16 protein-coding genes are annotated in these 20,942 nt (G+C 62.0%); 11 read left to right on the forward strand and 5 right to left on the reverse strand.

Annotated elements, in window-relative coordinates; all coding sequences use genetic code 11:
* Positions 1-33: 33 nt before the first annotated feature.
* The 4 genes from BDB13_RS05960 to BDB13_RS05975 all read right to left on the reverse strand — a co-directional run bounded on the left by BDB13_RS05960 (position 34) and on the right by BDB13_RS05975 (position 4,012).
* A complete protein-coding gene (locus tag BDB13_RS05960) occupies positions 34-420 on the reverse strand; it encodes a carboxymuconolactone decarboxylase family protein (RefSeq protein ID WP_094270834.1) in 387 nt (128 codons plus the stop codon).
* Positions 417-1,760, reverse strand: a complete 1,344-nt coding sequence (locus tag BDB13_RS05965) for an MFS transporter (RefSeq protein ID WP_094270835.1) — start codon at positions 1,758-1,760, stop codon at positions 417-419. Before BDB13_RS05965 ends, BDB13_RS05960 begins: the two co-directional genes overlap by 4 nt.
* A gap of 41 nt (positions 1,761-1,801) precedes the next feature.
* Positions 1,802-2,854, reverse strand: coding sequence for a 3-keto-5-aminohexanoate cleavage protein (locus BDB13_RS05970; protein ID WP_094270836.1), 1,053 nt, complete (start codon positions 2,852-2,854; stop codon positions 1,802-1,804).
* A gap of 162 nt (positions 2,855-3,016) precedes the next feature.
* Positions 3,017-4,012, reverse strand: coding sequence for an AraC family transcriptional regulator (locus BDB13_RS05975; protein ID WP_094270837.1), 996 nt, complete (start codon positions 4,010-4,012; stop codon positions 3,017-3,019).
* A 101-nt stretch (positions 4,013-4,113) separates the two neighbouring features.
* Here BDB13_RS05975 and BDB13_RS05980 point away from each other — a divergent pair, with 101 nt between their 5' ends.
* From BDB13_RS05980 to BDB13_RS06010, 7 genes are all read left to right on the forward strand, one after another.
* Complete coding sequence (locus BDB13_RS05980) at positions 4,114-5,118, forward strand: LysR family transcriptional regulator (RefSeq protein ID WP_176459533.1); 1,005 nt, start codon at positions 4,114-4,116, stop codon at positions 5,116-5,118.
* A gap of 193 nt (positions 5,119-5,311) precedes the next feature.
* Entirely contained in the window at positions 5,312-6,634 is a 1,323-nt protein-coding gene (locus tag BDB13_RS05985; protein ID WP_094270838.1) for an MFS transporter, read from the forward strand.
* Complete coding sequence (locus BDB13_RS05990) at positions 6,631-7,818, forward strand: CaiB/BaiF CoA transferase family protein (RefSeq protein WP_094270839.1); 1,188 nt, start codon at positions 6,631-6,633, stop codon at positions 7,816-7,818. Before BDB13_RS05985 ends, BDB13_RS05990 begins: the two co-directional genes overlap by 4 nt.
* Before the next feature lie 68 nt (positions 7,819-7,886).
* On the forward strand, positions 7,887-9,035 hold the full coding sequence (locus BDB13_RS05995) for an acyl-CoA dehydrogenase family protein (RefSeq protein WP_094270840.1): 1,149 nt from the start codon (positions 7,887-7,889) through the stop codon (positions 9,033-9,035).
* 5 nt (positions 9,036-9,040) lie between these two features.
* Entirely contained in the window at positions 9,041-9,805 is a 765-nt protein-coding gene (locus tag BDB13_RS06000) for an SDR family NAD(P)-dependent oxidoreductase (protein ID WP_094270841.1), read from the forward strand.
* Positions 9,806-9,819: 14 nt separating this feature from the next.
* On the forward strand, positions 9,820-10,587 hold the full coding sequence (locus BDB13_RS06005; protein ID WP_094270842.1) for a crotonase/enoyl-CoA hydratase family protein: 768 nt from the start codon (positions 9,820-9,822) through the stop codon (positions 10,585-10,587).
* A 30-nt stretch (positions 10,588-10,617) separates the two neighbouring features.
* Positions 10,618-11,781, forward strand: a complete 1,164-nt coding sequence (locus BDB13_RS06010; RefSeq protein ID WP_094270843.1) for a thiolase family protein — start codon at positions 10,618-10,620, stop codon at positions 11,779-11,781.
* Between the two features lie 5 nt (positions 11,782-11,786).
* Here the strand turns inward: BDB13_RS06010 and BDB13_RS06015 are convergent, their stop codons facing one another.
* The gene (locus tag BDB13_RS06015) at positions 11,787-13,091 is read right to left on the reverse strand and encodes an ammonium transporter (protein ID WP_094274707.1); all 1,305 of its coding nucleotides are present in this window, start codon (positions 13,089-13,091) and stop codon (positions 11,787-11,789) included.
* A gap of 152 nt (positions 13,092-13,243) precedes the next feature.
* On the opposite strand from BDB13_RS06015, the gene BDB13_RS06020 reads away from it, so the two are divergent.
* The 4 genes from BDB13_RS06020 to BDB13_RS06035 all read left to right on the forward strand — a co-directional run bounded on the left by BDB13_RS06020 (position 13,244) and on the right by BDB13_RS06035 (position 20,862).
* Positions 13,244-15,412, forward strand: coding sequence for a DNA polymerase III subunit gamma and tau (locus tag BDB13_RS06020; protein ID WP_094270844.1), 2,169 nt, complete (start codon positions 13,244-13,246; stop codon positions 15,410-15,412).
* A 192-nt stretch (positions 15,413-15,604) separates the two neighbouring features.
* A complete protein-coding gene (locus tag BDB13_RS06025; protein ID WP_169632477.1) occupies positions 15,605-17,128 on the forward strand; it encodes a glycoside hydrolase family 5 protein in 1,524 nt (507 codons plus the stop codon).
* Positions 17,129-17,461: 333 nt separating this feature from the next.
* Complete coding sequence (locus tag BDB13_RS06030) at positions 17,462-18,676, forward strand: acetyl-CoA C-acetyltransferase (protein WP_094270846.1); 1,215 nt, start codon at positions 17,462-17,464, stop codon at positions 18,674-18,676.
* Positions 18,677-18,738: 62 nt separating this feature from the next.
* On the forward strand, positions 18,739-20,862 hold the full coding sequence (locus BDB13_RS06035; RefSeq protein WP_176459699.1) for a 3-hydroxyacyl-CoA dehydrogenase NAD-binding domain-containing protein: 2,124 nt from the start codon (positions 18,739-18,741) through the stop codon (positions 20,860-20,862).
* The last annotated feature ends 80 nt before the right edge of the window (positions 20,863-20,942 follow it).

The raw sequence follows: 20,942 nt of genomic DNA on the forward strand, positions 1-20,942 counted from the left end.
GCGAGTAGGGGCCCGTTGACGTTTCAGCACAGGTTAAGCGGCAGCCTGACGTTGCTTGTAGGCTTCCATCTCCTCGGCCAGGATCGGAACGCCGAGGTTGCAGGAGTGAATGCCGACAACTGTGGCCAGCTTGAGCACTTCGAGAATCTCTTGGGGCGTCACCCCGATGTCCAAGGCGGCCTGGATATGTCGCCGCGTGCCCGGTGCATACAGGTGGGTGGCGGAGGCGTCGACGGCGATGCACAGCAGCTGAATGACTTTGGGGGAGAGGACTCCGCTCTGGTACGGCTGCATCGCCATTTTCATGTACAGCTCGGTCCACTCCGGATCCATCTCGAGAAGCTCGTCCCAGAGTTCATTCCAGCCTCCGCCGGCCTTCATCGCTTCGACGACGGGGTAGCTGTTTTCGGGCATGGTCATTTTCCCTCGATTCCGGCCGCGGCGTCGGCCGGGCGTAGTTCCTGGAGTTTGCGCAGGCCGGCCGGGAACGCACGGCGTCCCAGGAACATTGCCGCGGCTGCGGGGATGTAGAACAGCGGCGCGATGCGCAGTGCGCCGAGAAGGCCGAGGTGGTCGGCGAGGACTCCGATGACGAAGGGGCCCAGGGCAAGTCCGAGGAGGTTGTTTGCAACGGTGAGCGTGCCCATTGCCGAAGCGCGGATGCTGGTGTGCGTGAGATTGGCGACCATCGCGGCAGCTGGGCCGCAAGATCCGGCCGAGAAGAACGCGCCGATACCGATCAGGATCAGTTGGATAGGGCCGTTCCCCAGGCTGAAGCCCACGCCCAAGCAAGTGAGCGCGATGAGGCAGTAGGCGGTTGCCGAGGTCCACTTGGTAGCCGGGTTGTTTCGGCTCACCCGGTCGGTGATGAAGCCGCACACGACCATTCCGCTGCCGACGAGGAGTACGAAGACGGATGCGACTGCTCCCGCTTTGTCGGGGCCCAGGCCGTAGTACCGGTTGAAGAAGCTCGGCATCCAGGAGAGAAGTACTGCGGCAGTGAACATCTGCAGGCCGCTGCCGACGTAGGTCCACATGACGGCAGGGTTGGTGAACAGGCTGGAGAGTGGGGCGCGGTAGCTACTCACCGACTCTGCGTCGCCGATCGCTGCCGGAGGTCCTTCGACGGCATATTTTGCCAGTCGTTTCTCGGTGACCAGAGCGCGGAACAGGGCCACCAGGATGAGTCCGAAAATAGCCATGATGGCAAAAGACCAGCGCCAGCTGAACTGAACCGCGATGAAGCCGCCGATCGCGACGCCGATCACGGATCCGAACGAACCGCCGGCCATGAAAGCGCCTGCCAGTGCAGCGTGCACCCGAGGAGCAAACACGCTGAGCACCACTGCAATTCCGACGCTGCCATATGCTGCTTCGCCGACTCCGACCAGGAAGCGTGCGCCGAGCATCTGCTCGTACGACTGGGCAATCGCGCACAGCAGTGTGGCGATGCTCCACAACACGGCCATGAGGATCAGGCTCTTCACCCGACCCCAACGATCGGCCAGGATCGAGAGCGGGAAGGTCAGCAGGCCGACCATCAGAGCGACGACGCTACTCAGCGATGCGAGGTGTGAATCGGAGAGATCCCATTCGGCTTTCAGGATCGGGAAGACGGAGCTCAGAACCTGACGGGACATGTAGTCCGACAACAGAAGTCCGAAGCACAGCGCAAGGACTATCCAGGGATAGATCCGTCGTTTCCGCCCGGGCGTCGACGTCTCGTCCTGCGCTTTGGTCGGTTCGGCGTGCAGCACCATAACTTTTCCTCAGTTCGATCTATGAGATGGGAGAGCGGGAGCTAGGCGTGCTGGGTGAAACCGACTTGACCGACACGACGATTCGGCGCATAGCCCAACCGCGCCAACGTCTCGTCAGCATCGGCATACGTCTGACCGATCCGATAGATATCGCGAGCTTCCTTACCCGTCGCCACCTCACGACCCAACTCACGAGCAATACGAACCACCTGCTCGACCTGCGCAACCGACGTCATCTTCTCGCCCCGACGACCCCAGATCGTGTCCTCGTTACCGCACCGCGCATGCAAACCCATCGCCGTCGCCATCGTGTTCACCGGCAACACACTGCGCATCAACGTCTCGAGCGTCAAACACGCACCGTCCGGAACGCGGGAGACGAAGTTCATCATGTTGTACGGGTTCGGGCCGTCGAAACCGCCGCCGATCGCCACCCACGTCAGGTTCAACGGACCGGTGTACTTACCGCGGCGGATCAACCGTTCCACCGTCTCGAGCTGCGGAATACTCGAAAGCTGGAAGTGCGGCTGGATTCCCGCAGCCTGCAGGCGGCGCAGGTGTTCCTCGACCCACTCGGGGCCGGCCGGAACGACCATCTCGCGGTAGGTGTTCGCCAACTCCGGGCGGTCCATCGACGTCCCCGCGGTGTCGTCGGGCGTCATCAACTCCATGATGTTCATCTGGCTGGTGTTGATCGCGATCGTCACCTGATCCGGTGCCGGATCCAGCGTCGCCAGCATGTGGCGGACGTCGTCGGAAAGCCACTTCGCGTCGGCGCCTTCACCTTCCGGGGCGAAGGAGATGGAGCCGCCGACCTGCAGGATCATGTCCGGCACTGCTTCGCGGAGGCGGCCGAGCAGTTCGTTGAACTTCGAGAGTCGCTTGGAGCCCTTGCCGTCGAGTTCGCGGACGTGGATGTGCAGGACCGTCGCGCCGGCGTTGTAGCAGTCCACCGCGGTCTGGACGTGCTCGTCCATCGTCAGGGGCAGGTCTTCGGCGAAGTCGTCCGGTTCCCATTCGGGGCCGTACGGTGCGACGGTGATGACCAGCTTTTCCTGGGTCTCGGGGAACAGTGCGTCGTCGTGGAAATGCATAACGTGACTCCATTCGTGAGGGCTGCGAGAACCGAATGCCTGTGATGTGACCGGCACTGGAACTTCGAGGTGATGCAGATCACGATAGCGGGGTTGGGAGTGTCATACTTGACGGATTGGGACGAAAATATTGACGGTTTGGGACGTCGTTTGTTGGTGCGTTTACTCGAGTTGAAGTTCTGACCAGGCCTTCGGGCTCGATCCGAATTGTTGACGGAACCATCGGGAGAATGCACTCAGCTCCGAGAATCCGAGTTCCGTGGAGATCTCGGTGAGTGAGTGATCCCCACGTTCGATTGATGCGCGTGCGTGCTCCTTGCGAACCGAGTCCAGGATCGAGGAGTAGCTTTCCCCGGCCTGGGCCAATCGCCGGTGTAGCGTGCGTCGGTCTATCCCCAGGCTGTGGGAGATTCGGGTGGCCGAGCAATGCTCGGTGGGCAGGAGGGTGGCAATCAGATCTCGGACCTGTCCGACGGTGGAGGGGTTCTCGGGTGGCGCGAGTAGTCCGAGGTATTCCTGGGCGTATGGCCGTAGAACTGGGTTGGACAGTCGGTTTGGTGCGTCCAAATCGCTTGTGGCAATGATGATCCCGTCAATCTCGTGATTGAAGGAGATGGACGGGCCGAGGGCCTGGATGTGCCTGGTGTTATCGGCCGGCATCGCATGGGTGAAGCAGGTCGATACCGGAAGCCATCCGTCGGGCAAGAAATCGGACAGGATCCGGACGATTGATGCGACGACCAGTTCGATCGATTGCTGTCCGAGGGTTATCCCGTCTGCCGACAAGACTTGAATCGTGGCCAGTCCTCGCGATTCGGTCAGGCTCAGACGAATTGCCTCGTTGTGTAATTTCATGTGGCGCAAGACAATTCCCAGAGCGCTGCGTACATCCGGCTCCTCGCGGGCGATCAGGCCCACCGGTCCGAGATTTGATACACCGCGATCGCCGGACATCCTGATGCCGAAATCGTCGCGGCCGGACTGAGATGCGGAGAGTTCGAGCAGCTCGCTCACCGACTTTGCGGCAATCCAGCCCTGAGTGGCGGCAAACGTCGCCGGGTCGATCCCCGAGACTCGCATCAGCGGGTAGGGGTTCAGTCCAACCGACTCTGCGACCTCGACGTATCCGTTCAGAACCGCGCTACGCAACTTCAGCATGTCTCATACCGTCAAGCATGGCGACCCGATCCGTCAATAGTAGGGGCGGATTTTGCGAAATCGAGATCTGTGCACTGTTGCCGAAGACGTAGATTCAGCACATGGATCTTCGTCAAATGGAGTACTTCCTTGCAGTTGTCGACTGTGGTGGCGTGACCCGAGCGGCCAGCGAACTCCGAGTCGCGCAGCCCTCGCTCTCCCAGGCAGTGCGAAAGCTGGAGAGTGATCTCGGTACGGAGTTGTTCCATCGTGTCGGACGAGGTTTGGTGCTGTCACCCGCCGGAGAGGCGTTGGTGGGTCCGGCGCGAATGATCCTCCGGGAAGTTGCATCCGCGGAAACTGCAGTACGGGACGTCGGGGCGATGCGTGGTGGCCGTATCGACATAGCGTCACTGTCGGATCTCTGCTCCGATCCCTTGTCCGTGTGGGTTTCGAAGTTTCGTCGCCGGCATCCCGAAGTCCGCTTTCATGTCGAGGAGCGCGATTCCACTGCCGATGTTGTTGCGCTGGTTCGATCCGGCGCATGTGAACTGGGCTTTCTGTCCCTACCGATGCCTACTGAGAATCTGGACAGCGAGGAGTTGATCGATCAGCAGTTGGTCCTCGTTTCCCCGCCGGGTACTGAGGCTCGCTGGCCGGATCCGGTTCCGGTAGGAGAACTTTCCGGTGTTTCGTTCGTGATGAGCGAGCGGGGTACGCCGGACCGCGACTTCATCGATCACTCGTTGCGTCTCAACGGGGTTGAGCCCGATGTGGCCGTCGAGGTCCGGCACCGCGGCGCAGTGCTCCCCATCGTCCTCTCCGGCGGCGGGTCAGCCATTGTTCCGTTGCGTAGCGGCCTCGACGCGTTGTTGCGTGGCGGCGTCGTGCGGGAATTGTCTCCGGCGATGACACGCCGGATGGGTGTCATTTCCCGGCCGGGCCGGATGAGTGAGGCTGCCGATCAATTCTTGTCCTGCTCGCGAGACTCGATCGCGGGATTTGCCGAGGCTATCGCCGAGCAGATGAAAACTGGACGGTCGCTTGTTGATTCGGCGAAATTCATCCGAGATACGACGGACAGTCATATGCGGGACGAGAACGCCCGGGCTGCTCTCGATATATAGGTAATTGCAGTGACTTCCCAGTTCTTTCGTCTTTGACCGTATCGGTCCCGCGGCCTTGAATGGTGTGTACCAAGTCACACCCAATGTGGGCGCAGGTCGCATCTTCCAGACGGACGGTCCCTGCCAGGAAAGTTCAGAGCACACCGCTGCTGTCCACTTGTGAGGTGATCCGTTCCGTTCTCGAAGGGACCTCATGACACAAACGCTTGCGACCACCCTCTCGAAGTCGCCGCCATCGACGATGCGCCGGGCCTGGGTGATCACCGGAATGCTCGTCATCTTCATGCTCATCAACCATGCCGACAAGTCGGTTATCGCCTTTGCCGGCGTTCAAATTCAGAAGGACCTGGGGTTGTCGCCTCAGCAGTTCGGCCTCGTTCAGAGCAGCTTCTTCTGGCTCTTCGCGGCCGGCGCTTTGATCTTCGGTGCGTTGTCTTCCCGGGTGAACATCCGGTGGCTACTGGCCGGGTTGGTGCTGATCTGGGTGGCCACGATGGTTCCGCTACTCAGTCCGGTCAGTTTCGGTGTATTGATTGCCTGCCGGGTTGTCCTCGGTTTTGCCGAAGGTCCGGCGTTTGCTCTTGCGAACCACGCAGTCCATTCATGGTTTCCTCCGGAAAAGCGAGCTATGCCAGGAGGTTTCGTAACAGCTGGTGCCTCGATCGGCACTCTGATCGCAGCCCCGGTGCTGACGTGGATCATCGTTGCCTGGAGTTGGCACGCCGCCTTCTACGTGCTCATTGCCATGGGGTTGGCCTGGGTCGTGGGCTGGCTGATTCTTGGCAGGGCAGCTCCCACGGAACTCACTGCGGCCCAGCCGAATTCGGAGAAGCGGCCCGCTGTTGTCGTGGATGCCGTGGATGCGCCGTACCGTGTCATTCTCAAGACGGGCACGGTCGCCGGTATCGCACTTCTGATGTTCTGCTCGTACTGGTCCACCACGCTCAAAGTATCGTGGCTGCCGGTCTACCTGACTGATGGTTTGGGCTACGACACCCTGACCACGGGCCGGCTCGTGATGCTGCCTTACGCACTTGCCGCCGGTGGTGCGATCGGAGCCGGTTGGCTGTCGAACCGTTTGATCTCCCGCGGTGTCAGCCGTCGGGTCGCCCGCGGCTACCTCTCGGCCGGCCTCATTTCCAGTGCCGGTATCGCGATGGTCGGATTTACCCTGCTCCAGCAAGGCGTCCTGCAGATCATCTTGATCTCGTTGGCATTCTCGCTCAACACCGCAGCCTTCGGTGTGGCACTGGCGGCCATCGCCGATGTTGTGCAGTCGAAGAAGCGCGGCATGGTTCTCGGTGGGCTGGGCGCTGTTTCGAGCATCTCCGGTATGGCAGCACCACTGGTGCTCGGGTTCTCGGTCGGCAATTCCGTCGACAAGATCACCGGCTACGGAACCGGATTCCTCATGAGCGGAATCCTGATGATCGTCGGCAGTGCCATCGCGGTCTTCATGGTCAATCCGGAGCGCGACATCAATCTCATTCGCAGTCGAGTCGAGGAGTCAGCATGACAGACCAGCCTTTGGACGGAGTCCGCGTCATCGACTTCGGGCAGTTCATCGCAGCTCCGGCAGCCGCGCAGGTACTCGTAGACCTGGGAGCCGATGTCATCAAGGTCGAGCCCATTCACGGCGAGGCAGCTCGAGGCATCGGACCTCACGGCGACGCGATGTTGCAGACGTACAACCGCAACAAGCGCGACATCGCAGTCGATCTGAAAGACCCCCGTGGACAAGAGATTGCGCGGCAGTTGATTGCGGGTGCAGATATCGTCTTGCAGAATCTCCGGCCCGGTGTGATGGATTCGTTCGGACTCGGAGCCGACGACGTGCGATTGAGGAATCCGGAGATCGTCTACGCGACGGTCAGTGGCTTCGGACTGCACGGCCCTTCGAAATTCCGTGCCGGGCTGGATATCGCCGCGCAGGCCGAGAGTGGTCTGATGTGGGTGACTGGAGAAGCCGACGGGGAACCGCAGAAGGTTGGATCCCAAATCGTAGATGCTGCAACTGCTTACGTGTGTGCTCAGGCGATTCTCGGTGCATACATCCGGCGATTGCGTACGGGTGAGGGTGACACCGTGGAGGTGTCGCTGCTCGAGGTGGCTATCCACCTTCAGGCTCCGAATTGGGGGGCGTACCTCACGACGGGGCAGGAGCCGAAGCGTCGGGGAAACGGGCAACCGACCGTCGCGCCGGCCGCGGACATCATGCCGACCCAGGACGGAAGTCTTGTCCTCTCCGCATACTCCGAGATTCACTTCCGGCGACTGTGCGATTTGCTGGGCCGATCGGAACTTGCGGACGATCCGCGATTCGCCAATAACAAAGCGCGCGTGGAGAACCGTACAGCGATGCTCGCGGAACTACATTCCGTGTTCGCGACTATGACAAGCGACGAAGCGATGGGCTTGCTCACGCCAAACGGCGTCGTCGCCGGCAAGATCAATACTTACGCCGAAGCGATGCGGAGTCCGGACGTCGAGGCGTCGGGGATCTTCATCGAGGTGAGTCAACCGGACGGCGTATCGGTCACCACCCTCGGCACTCCGTGGCACCTTGCCAGCATTCCGAAGCCTCCCACCGCCGGAACGCCCAACCTCGGCCAGCACACCGGAGAACTTCTTCTCGAACTCGGCTACGCGGCGGAGACCATTTCCGCACTCGCTGCTGACGGCGTGATCGCACTGCACTGAAGGCCAAAACCCAACTGCTGTCGTTCCTGTAGCTGGATCGACCCGTTGCCAGAACGAAGGTATTTACTATGCAACGCAACATTTTCAACGACGACCACGACGCGTTCCGGGACTCGGTGCGCCAGTTCATCGCCAAGGAGATCGTGCCCAACCTCGCGGACTGGGAGGAAGCCGGTTGCATTCCCCGTGACTTCTACCGGAAAACGGCGGAGATCGGTATCAACGGCCTTCAGGTACCCGAAGAATTCGGTGGTGGAGGAATCGACAGCTTCCTGTTCAATACGGTTGTCTACGAGGAGATCGGTTACGCTGCTGCGTCACTCGGAGGCTTCCAGGTGCACCTCAACACCGTACTTCCGTACTTCCTGGAATATGCGAACGACGAGCAGCGCAACCGCTGGTTCCCGGGTTTCGCGGACGGCGGCCTGGTCAGTGCCATCGCGATGACCGAACCGGGAATCGGTTCGGATCTGGCCGGCGTGACGACTACCGCAGTAAGGGAGGGTGACGACTACATCCTCAACGGCAGTAAGACGTTCATTACCGGCGGCATCAATGCCGACCTGGTGATTGTGGTTGCACGTACCTCACGCAATGCCGAAAATCGGCGTAGTGGCCTGTCGTTGATCGTGGTCGAGGCGGGCATGGAGGGATTCAGTCGGGGACGCAATCTCCACAAGATCGGCATGAAGTCGAGTGACACTGCCGAACTGCTCTTCGAGAATGTTCGAGTCCCGGCACGAAACATCCTCGGGGAGGAGGGAAACGCGTTCTCCATGCTGGCGCACAACCTGCCGCAGGAACGCCTCTCGATCGCCATCACCGCTCAGGCGACCGCGACCGCAGCGGTCGACCTTGCCATCGACTATGCGCGGGAACGCGTTGTTTTCGGTAAGCCGCTCACAGACTTCCAGAACACGAAATTTGTTCTCGCGGACTGCGCGACAGAACTTGCAGCCGGTCAGGCATTGATCGACCAGGCTCTGGTCGCGCTCGATGCCGGCACGCTCAGCCCCGCAGACGCAGCGAAGACGAAGCTGTTCTGCACCGAGGTGCAGGCGCGGGTAATCGACAAGTGTCTGCAGATCCACGGTGGTTACGGCTACATGAGCGAATACCCCATCGCGCGTCTGTACACCGATGCCCGCGTCACCCGAATCTTCGGTGGCACAAGCGAAGTAATGAAAAGTGTTATCTCGAAGTCGATGGGACTGTAACTGACATGCACATCAAAGAAATCAATGCAGTCGTCACCGGTGGGGCCTCCGGGCTCGGCCTGGCCACGGCCACTCGGTTGGTCGAATCCGGGGCTACCGTAACCCTTCTCGACCTTCCCCAGTCGCCCGGTGCCGAGCAAGCGCAGGCCCTCGGCCCGGCGGCCAACTTTGTGGCTACCGACGTGACCGATTCAGAGTCTGTCGCAGCGGCTTTCGCGAGTGCGGCAGAATGGGGACCGGTCCGGGCAGTAGTACATTGCGCCGGCCGTGGACGTCCGATGCGGATCCTCACCAAGGAAGGAAAGGCCGCCCCGCTGGAACCCTTCGAATCCGTCGTGAACCTGAACGTGATCGGCACATTCAACGTGCTGCGGTATGCGGCCGAGACGATGGCCACCAACGAACTACTCGAAGGTGACCGCGGCGTGTGCGTCTTGACGGCATCCGTTGCGGCGTTCGAAGGTCAGATCGGGCAGATCAACTACGCTACGTCCAAGGCGGGTATCGTCGGCATGACGTTGCCGGCAGCCAGAGATCTTGCCGGCGTGGCTATTCGAGTCTGCACAATTGCCCCGGGGGTGTTCGCCACACCGCTGCTCCTCAATGCGAGGGACGATATTCGTGAAGCCTTGGCGTCGTCGGTCCCGCATCCGCGTAGGCTCGGCGACCCCGCAGAATTTGCGGCACTGGCGGAGCACATTATCGAGAACGGAATGCTCAACGGCGAAACTATCCGCTTGGACGGTGCCATCCGAATGGGTCCGCGTTGAGTGCCGCGGTTGCTATGACGGAGGCATCGGTACTGACCGAAGCTGTCGGCTCGGTGCTCGTGATCACTCTGAATCGTCCGAAGGTCCGTAACGCGGTCGACAGTGTGGTTGCTCATGCGATCGCTCGAGCTGTCGACCGGCTGGAATCAGACCCTTCTCTGCGCGTTGGAGTGATTGCCGGATCCGGCGGTTTCTTCTCCGCTGGAATGGATTTGAAGGCATTTCTACGTGGGGAGAGCCCGCGTGTCGAGGGTCGCGGTTTTGCAGGGCTAGTGGAGGCTCCACCGACCAAGCCGCTGATCGCGGCGGTCGATGGTCCTGCATTGGCCGGTGGATTCGAGATCGCTCTGGCCGCCGATTTGATAGTTGCTTCGCCGACGTCGACCTTCGGGCTTCCGGAAGTTCGGCGTGGGCTGGTGGCTGCAGCTGGTGGATTGACCAGGCTTCCCGGACGGATTCCGCGGGCCGTGGCGATCGAGATGGCGCTCACCGGAAAGGCAATGACTGCAGTCGAATTGCAACCTTTCGGACTGGTTAATCGCCTCGCTCCGGAGGGCGCGGTACTTCAGGCGGCCATCGAACTCGCCGAGGAGATTGCCGCCAACGGCCCACTTGCCGTACGAGCCAGCAAGCGCGTGATCGACGAGTCTCCGGCGTGGGCGCCGGCCGAGGCGTTTGCCCGGGCACGCGAGATCGTGATGCCCGTTTTCGATTCGAACGATGCCCGTGAAGGCGCTTCGGCTTTTGCTGCGGGACGCGCGCCGATCTGGACTGCGACGTGACCGCGAAAACAGAAAGACTAGGAGAAGACAATGCGTGATGCTGTAGTGGTAGAGGCTGTTCGGAGTCCGGTGGGGCGTCGGAAGGGGCAACTTGCGGAGGTCCATCCCGTGGACCTGTCGGCGACGGTACTGAACGCGTTGATCGAACGGGTCGGGATCAGTGCCGACGCAGTCGATGACGTCCTGTGGGGCTGCGTCGGGCAGGTCGGGGAACAGGCGGGGAACATCGCGCGTAATGCAGTTCTGGCTGCGGGATGGCCGGAACATGTGGCTGGAACGACGATCGAAAGGCAATGTGGATCGAGTCAGCAGGCACTGCATTTTGCTGCGGCCGGGGTGATTTCGGGTCAGTACGACATTGCCGTTGCCGGCGGTGTCGAGTCCATGACTCGTATTCCGATGGGGTCTGCGCGCAGAGTCGGCCTCGGCAGCGCCTACACCGACGCGATCCTGAAGCGGTACCACGGAGTGGAGTTCAATCAAGGGTTGGGAGCTGAAACTCTTGCTGCCCGATACGATCTCAGCAGATCCTGGCTGGACGAGTACAGCCTCGAATCGCACAGCCGCGCTGCGCGGGCGATCGATGAGGGGCGCTTCGACCGCCAGATTGCGTCGATTCCACTGCCCGACGGAACAAAATTCTCCACCGACGAAGGAATCCGCCGGGGATCGACGGCGGAGAAGCTGGGGCAGATCAAGCCCTCGTTCGTCGAAGACGGCCGGATCACTGCCGGAAACTCGTCGCAAATTTCGGACGGTGCCGCTGCGCTGCTGGTGATGACGAGCGAACGTGCAAAAGAACTCGGACTCGTGCCGTTGGCGCGGGTGCATACCGCCACGGTGATCGGCGACGATCCGGTCACCATGCTGGCCGGTCCGATTCCGGCGACGGCCCGAGTGCTCGAACGGGCTGGTCTGCAACTCGAGGACATCGGTGCCTTCGAAGTCAACGAAGCGTTCGCCAGTGTTGTCGGGGCGTGGATGCGTGCGACAGGTGCCCGGGCCGACCGTGTGAATGTCAACGGCGGCGCAATCGCGATCGGCCACCCGCTCGGAGGTTCGGGTGCTCGGATCGCTACGACGCTGGTGCATCACCTGCGTGACGAAGGAGTTCGCTACGGACTCCAGACCATGTGTGAGGGTGGCGGTATGGCGAATGCAACGATCTTCGAGAACCTGAGCGCGAAGAGCTGAGTGCGTCAGTCGCGTTCGCGGTCGTCCTTGGCGCGCTGCAGGAACGGGCTGGGATTCTGGCCGCCGATGGGACCGTGGCCGAGGACACCGTGCTCGTAGGCGGACTCCGCGTGCAGAGCGACGTCGATTCCTCGGGCTTCGTCTTCCCGCGAAATGCGGAAACCGAAGGTTTTGTCGATGAGTTTCCCGAGGCCGTAGGTGACACCGAAGGCGTAGAGCGCGACCACGACGACGCCGACGAACTGCTTGCCCAGTTGCGTGAATCCGCCGCCGAGGAACAGTCCTTCCGGTCCACCGGTCATGACGGCCGTCGCAAGTAATCCGATCATCAACGATCCGATGATGCCGCCGACGAGGTGGACACCGACTACGTCGAGGGAGTCGTCGTAGCCGAGTTTGTGCTTCCAACTCACCGCGTACGAGCAGACGATTCCGGCAACCAAACCGATGATCGTGGCACCGAACATGTTGACGGTTCCGCAGGACGGTGTGATGGCGACCAGGCCGGCGACGACGCCCGACGCGGCGCCGAAGGTGGTGGGGTGGCCGTCGCGATTCTGTTCGACGAACAACCAGCCGAGTAGGCCGGTGCAACCTGCGACCAGGGTGTTGAGGAAGATCTGTGCGGCCATGCCGTCGGCGGCGAGCGCGGAGCCGGCATTGAAACCGAACCAGCCGAACCAGAGCAATCCGACGCCGAGCAGGACGAACGGGAGGTTGTGCGGACGCATCGACTCGGCCTTGAAGCCCATGCGCTGGCCGAGGACCAGGGCCAGTGCGAGGCCCGACGCACCGGAGACGATTTCGACGACGAGGCCACCCGCGTAGTCGAGTGCTCCCATCCGGGCCAGCCAGCCCTGAGGATTCCACACCCAATGGGCGACGGGTGCGTAGACGAGCAGCGACCAGATCGGGACGAAGATCATCCAGGCGGAGAACTTCGCACGGTCCGCGATCGCCCCGCTGATCAGTGCTGCGGTCAGGATCGCGAAGGTCAGTTGGAAGGTTGCGAACAGCACTTCCGGAACGTTCCCGTGCACGGTCGACGGGTCGATGCCCGCCATACCGAGGTGTTCGAGGCCTCCGATGATGCCGCCGTGATCGTCGCCGAATACCAGGCTGTAGCCCACGAACAACCAGGCCACGGTGACGAGCGCGATGGAGACGAAGCTCATCATGATCATGTTCAGCACGCCGGTTGAACGGACCATGCCACCGTAGAACAGGGCAAGTCCCGGTGTCATCAGAAGAACGAGGGCGGTACTGACGAGCAGCCAGGCGGTTGCTCCGGCGTCGATGGTGGCGGGCACAGTTTTCTCCTCCCACACACGGACCTGTCCGCGTGCACAAAACCCACGATGCGTGTGTGTGGTTTCCGCTGCACTGCCATTGTGTTGCGAATATGTTTCGACGCAAAAGCCGGTGGTTTTTACCTGTCGTACGTCGCCGGTAGTCTTTGCGCGTGGCCCTGTACCGGAAGTATCGACCGGCGACTTTCGCCGAGGTGGTGGGGCAGGAACATGTCACCGCACCACTGAGCACCGCCCTCGACGCAGGGCGCATCAACCATGCCTACCTGTTTTCCGGCCCTCGAGGCTGTGGAAAGACGTCGTCGGCGCGTATTTTGGCGCGGTCGCTGAACTGCAAGGAAGGCCCCACGTCGACGCCCTGTGGGGTGTGTAATTCGTGCATCGCCCTGGGACCGGGTGGTCCGGGAAACGTCGACGTCACCGAGCTCGACGCCGCCAGCCACGGTGGTGTCGACGACACTCGTGAACTTCGAGACAAAGCTTCCTACGCTCCCGTCGAGTCGAAGTACCGCATCTTCATCATCGACGAGGCTCACATGGTGACAGTGGCGGGCTTCAACGCTCTGCTCAAGATCGTCGAAGAGCCGCCGGAGCACCTCATCTTCATCTTCGCGACCACGGAACCGGAGAAGGTTCTTCCGACTATCCGTTCGCGTACCCATCACTATCCTTTCCGTCTCCTGGCGCCATCCACGATGCGTGGGCTTCTGGAGAAGGTTTGCGGGCAAGAGGGCGTGCCCGTTGAGCCGACGGTCTATCCGTTGGTCATCAAGGCCGGCGGCGGATCGCCGCGTGACTCCCTGAGTATTCTCGATCAGCTTCTTGCCGGCGCCGGCGATGAAGGCGTTACGTACCCGCGCGCGCTCTCGCTTCTCGGTGTCACCGACGTCGCACTCATCGACGAGGCAGTAAATGCATTGTCGGCTAGCGACGGTGCGGCCCTGTTCGGAACCATCGAACGTGTCATGGACGCCGGTCACGATCCGCGACGGTTTGCCCTCGATCTCCTCGAGCGTCTACGCGATCTCATCCTGATGCAGGCAGTTCCCGATGCCAGCGAAACCGGATTGGTCGATGCTCCTGAGGCTGAACTGGCAACGATGCGAGAGCAGATTCAGCGCGTCGGACCGGCTGCGCTGACGCGTTTCGCCGAAACCGTCCACGCTGGTCTGGGCGAGATGCGAGGCGCTACCGCACCTCGCTTGCTCCTCGAAGTGATCTGCGCCAGAATGCTGCTGCCTTCGGCATCGGATGCCGAATCGGCTGTGCTTCAGCGGTTGGAGCGAATCGAAAGAGGCATCCCGGCAGTGGGTTCCGGTGCGGCACCGTCGCAACTTGCCCAGCCCGCGCAACCGGCACACGTGGCACCGGTTGCTCAGGCACCGGCCTCGGCCCCGGAGGTCGAGTCCAAGTTCCAGCGTCCCTCGCAGCGTAAGCCGGAACCAGAAGTTGTGACGCCGGCGCCGGAGCCTGTTGCGCCGGAGCCTGTTGCGCCCGAACCTGTTGTCGCGCCGGTGCCTGTGACTGAGGCTGAGCCTGTTGTCGCGCCTGAACCAGTCGCGCCTGAACCAGTCGCACCGACTCCCGTTGTCGAGTCCGAGCCAGTTCTCGAACCTGTCGCCGCACCCGAGCCGGTGGTGGAGCCCGAACCCGTCGCTGCACCCGAGCCTGCTGTCGAGCCTGAACCTGAAGCCCCGGTTTCGGCAGGTCCTACCGTTGACGTTTTGCGCGATGCCTGGAACACGTTGCGCAACAAGGTGGGTGAGCGAAACAAGGTTCTGCCCGCGATGCTCTCAGCCGCAACAGTTCATGATGTGCGGGGGCAGGTGCTGGTGATTGCGCATGTCACTCCGGTGCTCGGTGCCCGTGTCACCTCGCCGCACAATGCTGCGGTCATTTGTGAAGTGCTCTCCGAAATGTTCGGCGGCACTTGGCAAGTGGAGTATCAGGAGGGTGCTCCGACGGTTCATGCTTCCGCTGCGTCGGCGAAGCCTGCCGATGCTCCCGTTCGGGCTGCGGCAGCTCCGCGATTTTCGCGACCCAGTCAGGAGAGGGCGGCGCAGGCACCGGCGTCGACGTCCACGCAACGGGGACCGGATCGCGGTTCCGACGACATTCCACCGCCCGAGGCCCCGGACTATCCGGACGACCCCGAACCGGAGGTCGACTACGAGGCAACACCTGCTGCGGCCACGCCGGAGGAGGAGAAGCAGATGGTTGCCGAGGCTGCGCAGCCTGGCGATCCGAGCACCCGACGCGATCCAGAGGAAGTAGCAAAAGAGCTACTCAAGGATGTTTTGGGAGCCCGCAAGCTCGAATAGTCAAGAGTTCCCCAATATTCGCAAAAGGCCACAAGCTGGACATCTGACCAATACGATCGTGGCGGCGATGGCTTTGCCGTCGACCCTTCGTGTCGAGGTGAGGTGGGTGTTCTGCAGATGCTGTCCAGGCTGCGAAAGAAGACGACTACAGTGCTGGCGACCGCGTGCGTCGCGGCTGTCTGCGCAGGAGTGGTGGGTGTTGGATCCGCCGGTGCGGTCCCGCCGGTTCCGGCGCCGGCCACTTTGTCCACGAGCACGGACGGCTCGTCGCGAATCGTTGATGATCAGGGGCGGACGGTCATCCTGCGCGGCGTCAACGTCAACGGTCTCGGTGAGTACTACCAAGAGTTTCCCGACCTCGACTCGACGATGCCTCTGACGGAAGCCGATTTTGCCGGAATCGCGGCCAAGGGCTTCAACGTGGTCCGGCTGATCATCACGTGGTCATTGATCGAGCCGCAGCGTGGGGTTTTCGACCACGCGTACCTCGACCGGATCGCTGAGGCTGTGAACTGGGCGAAGATTCACGATATCGGTGTCATTCTGGACATGCACCAGGATGCCTGGGGTCCGGCGGTCAACTCGCCCGATGGAACTGTGTGCCCGAGTTTCATGAAGCCGGCAGTCGGCTGGGACGGCGCCCCGGCGTGGGCGACGGCGATCACGGACCCGATGTATACGTGTCGGCTGGAGGACTCTCGTGAGGTATCGGTAGCGGTTCAGACGTCGTTCGAGAACTTCTACAACGATCTGAACGGGATTCAAGGCGAGTTCATCAAATCCTGGGAGTTTGTGGCCCGGCGGTTCGCCACTGATCCGGCCGTCGTCGGATATGACCTGCTCAACGAGCCCAATCCCGGTCTGGCTATCGGTTTCAACGATTACGTTCGCCTGGGTCAGATGTACGACCGACTGGTTCCGGCGATCCGAGCGGCCGAAGCATCGGTTCCGGGCGGATTCAGCCATACGGTGTACTTCGAGCCGGGGGTGATGTCGAGCATCCTGCCGACGCCCGGCCCGTCGACGGGCAGCGTAGGTTCTTCGGGCAGCGGTGGTTCTACGGGTTCGGCGTCTTCGGGTCCGTCCGGATTCACGTCGGATTCCAACCTCGTCTACGCGCCGCACATCTACAACGAGTCGCTGGCGTTGGCGATGGGCACCATCGAGCAAGGCTTTGCCAACGCACAGAAGGCAGCCGACAACTACGGGACGCCGTTCTTCTCGGGTGAATGGGGATTCTTCTCCGATGATCCCGCCGACGACGCGCCCAAGCTGGTCCGATACGCCGCGGCGGAGGATTCCTACCTCATCGGCGGTACGTGGTGGCAGTGGAAGCAGGCCTGCGGTGACCCGCACAATGTTCAGTTGCGTGGCAACCGTCCCGATTGCCAACCCGGAACTTTCGGCGGACTGGCAAGCTTCCCGGCGAACGATCCGCTGCTGCCAATCCTGACGAGGGCGTACCCGCGCGCAGTTCCCGGTGAGCTGACAGCTATCCGGGCAGATGTGCCGAGCGGGGCACTCGAGGTCGAGGGTGTCGCGGACCGGACTGGGGTTTCAGCAGACCTGTGGGTGCCGGAGCGTTGTGGAAGTCCGGCGGTGTCCGGAACCAACGTCGGAGCTGCCGCGGTTCGCTCGGTCGACGGGGGTTATCGGGTTTCCGTACCGGTAACCGCTGCCGGCGCCTACCAGATCGATGTGGTCTGCGCAGGCTGAAGCGCAACTGACAATCGCTTTTCGTGAACAGCAGGCAACTACTGTCCGACGTACCGGCGGCACTCTCGACGCAACGGCGTGGGGGTGTCGCCGGACGCGTTTGTGAGGCAGGATCGGGCAGGTCGGAAGCGGTAGTGACCGCCACCGGCCGACGTCGTGATCACCTCGGTCATGGAGCAGGATCGCTTCAGTCCTTCCCATATTTCTGTAACGCGTTCTAGAGTGGGTGGGCTGAGGTTTGTAGTGGGCTGAGCGCCGTACACACGGGCTCGGCCGAGGCAGACCGGTTCGACGCAAACAGGGTCGACGCATACATGGAAGGAACACCTCACAGTGACCACAGAGGCATTCATTTATGAAGCCATCCGTACCCCGCGAGGCCGCGGCAAGAAGACCGGTTCGTTGCACTCGGTCAAGCCGATCTCGCTGGTCACGGGTCTGATCCAGGAACTGCGCGTGCGCTTCCCTGACCTTGACGAGGATCGGATCTCCGACCTCATCCTGGGCGTCGTCACTCCGGTGGGCGATCAGGGCATGGATATTGCGCGCATCGCAGTCAACGACGCCAAGTTGCCGGACACCGTCGGTGGCGTGCAGCTCAACCGTTTCTGCGCTTCGGGTCTCGAGGCAGTCAACATGGCTGCTCAGAAGATCCGCTCGGGCTGGGACGAGATGGTGATCGCCGGTGGCGTCGAGTCGATGTCCCGCGTTCCGATGGGCAGCGACGGCGGCGCCTGGGCGCTGGATCCCGCGACCAACTACGACAACTACTTCGTTCCTCAGGGCGTCGGCGCAGACCTCATCGCCACCATCGAGGGCTTCTCGCGTGACGACGTCGACGCGTACGCAGTACGTTCGCAGGATCTTGCCGCGAAGGCGTGGACCGGCGGATACTTCGCCAAGTCCGTTGTTCCGGTCAAGGACATGAACGGCATCACGATCCTCGACAACGACGAGCACATGCGTCCCGGAACCACCGTTGAAGGCCTCGCTGGCCTGGCGTCGGCGTTCGGTGTTGTCGGTGAAATCGGCGGCTTCGACGCCGTAGCGCTGCAGAAGTACCACTGGATCGAAAAGATCAACCACATTCACCACGGTGGAAACAGTTCGGGAATCGTCGACGGCGCGGCACTCGTGCTCGTCGGCAGCGAGCAAGCCGGCAAGGACATGGGTCTGACCCCGCGCGCCCGCGTCGTTGCTACCGCCACCAGCGGTGCCGACTCCACGATCATGCTGACCGGCCCCACCCCGGCATCGAAGAAGGTTCTGGCCGCGGCCGGCCTGACGGTCGACGACATCGACCTCTTCGAGATCAACGAGGCCTTCGCCTCCGTCGTCCTGAAGTTCCAGAAGGACATGAACATCCCGGACGAGAAGCTCAACGTCAACGGCGGCGCTATCGCCATGGGTCATCCGCTCGGTGCTACCGGCGCAATGATTCTCGGCACGATGGTCGACGAACTCGAGCGTCGCGGCGGCAAGCGCGCACTCATCACGCTGTGCATCGGTGGCGGCATGGGCGTTGCCACCATCATCGAACGCGTCTAAGAGACCTGCCCCCTTCTTCACTCGGACTTACCAGGAGACGAATCAGCGTGACCGAGAACAACATGATCAATTGGGAGCAGGACTCCGACGGCATCGTCGTGCTCACCATGGACGACCCCAACCAGGGCGCCAACACCATGAACAACCTGTACAAGCAGTCGATGGGCGCAACCGTCGACCGCCTGTACGCCGAGAAGGACTCCATCACCGGAGTTGTCCTCACCTCTGCCAAGAAGACCTTCTTCGCCGGTGGTGACCTCAAGAACATGATCAAGATCGGCCCCGACCAGGCTCCCGAAATCTTCGAAGAGGTCGGTGTCATCCGGGCCGCTCTGCGACGCCTCGAGACCCTCGGCAAGCCGGTTGTCACGGCCATCAACGGCGCGGCGCTGGGCGGCGGGCTCGAAATCGCTCTGGCAACCCACTACCGCATCGCAGCCGACGTCAAGGGCGTCAAGATCGGCCTGCCCGAGGTCACCCTCGGTCTGCTCCCCGGCGGCGGCGGCATCGTCCGCACCGTTCGTATGCTCGGCCTGCAGAACGCGCTCATGGGCGTCCTGCTCCAGGGTCAGCAGCGCGGACCGGTCGAGGCCAAGGAAGTCGGCCTCGTCGACGAGGTTGTCGGTTCGATCGAAGAACTGGTTCCCGCCGCGAAGGCATGGATCAAGGCCAATCCCGAAGGCGGCGTACAGCCTTGGGACAAGAAGGGTTACAAGATCCCGGGCGGCACTCCGGCCACTCCGGCGTTTGCAGCCAACCTTCCGGCATTCCCGGCGAACCTGCGCAAGACCCTCAAGGGCGCTCCCATGCCGGCTCCGCGCGCCATCATGGCCGCAGCTGTCGAGGGTTCGCAGGTCGACATCGACAACGCACTGATCATCGAGGCACGGTACTTCACGTCTCTCGTCACCGGGCGTACCGCGAAGAACATGATTCAGGCATTCTTCTTCGACATGCAGGCGATCGGCTCCGGCGCCTCGCGTCCGAAGGACATCGCCAAGACCCCGATCACCAAGATCGGTGTCCTCGGCGCCGGCATGATGGGCGCCGGCATCGCGTACGTTTCCGCGAAGGCAGGCTACGAGGTCGTCCTCAAGGACGTCACCATCGAGGCTGCAAACAAGGGCAAGGCGTACTCCGAAGGCATTGAAGCCAAGGCACTCTCGCGTGGCAAGACGACGCAGGAGAAGTCCGACGCACTGCTCGCCAAGATCACCCCGACGGCTGACCCGGCAGATTTTGCCGGCGTCGACTTCGTCATCGAGGCAGTCTTCGAGAGCCAGGAACTCAAGCACAAGGTCTTCCAGGAGATCGAGGACATCGTCGAGCCCAACGCATTGCTCGGCTCCAACACCTCGACGCTGCCCATCACGGGCCTCGCCACCGGCGTGAAGCGTCCGGAAGATTTCATCGGAATCCACTTCTTCTCTCCCGTCGACAAGATGCCGCTGGTGGAGATCATCCGCGGTGAGAAGACGTCCGACGAGGCTCTGGCTCGCGTATTCGACTACGTCCAGGCAATTCGTAAGACGCCGATCGTCGTCAACGATTCGCGTGGCTTCTTCACCTCGCGCGTCATCGGCACGTTCATCAACGAGGCCATCGGTATGGTTGCCGAGGGCATCGACCCGGCCACCGTTGAGCAGGCCGGCATGCAGGCCGGCTACCCGGCTGCGCCGCTGCAGCTTTCGGATGAGCTCAACCTCACCCTGATGCAGAAGATCCGCAAGGAAAACGCGGATGCAGCCAAGGCTGAAGGCCGGGAGCTTCCGGCAGATCCGGCCGGCGGAGTTATCAACTTCATCGTCGACGCGGGCCGCACCGGCCGTCTCGGCGGAGCCGGGTTCTACGACTACGCCGAAGGCAAGCGCGTCGGCCTCTGGTCCGGATTGCGGGAGAACTTCAAGTCCGGAACCTCGGATGCTCCGATCCAGGATCTCATCGATCGCATGCTGTTCATCGAGGCCATCGAGACGCAGAAGTGCTTCGACGAGGGTGTTCTCATGACCACCGCCGACGCCAACATCGGCTCCATCATGGGTATCGGCTACCCGGCCTGGACGGGTGGCGTCAGCCAGTTCGTCACCGGCTACGAGGGTGGCAAGGCCGGCTTCGTCGCTCGGGCTGAGGAATTGGCTGCCAAGTACGGTGAGCGGTTCACCCCGCCGGCGTCACTGAAGGACTAGTCTTTACCGACCCATTCTGAGCGAACGTACCTTTCGGCGCATCTAACGCGCCGAAAGGTACGTTCGCTCAGTTGGTGGGG

Source organism: Rhodococcus sp. OK302 (genome assembly GCF_002245895.1).
Lineage (GTDB): Bacteria > Actinomycetota > Actinomycetes > Mycobacteriales > Mycobacteriaceae > Rhodococcus_F.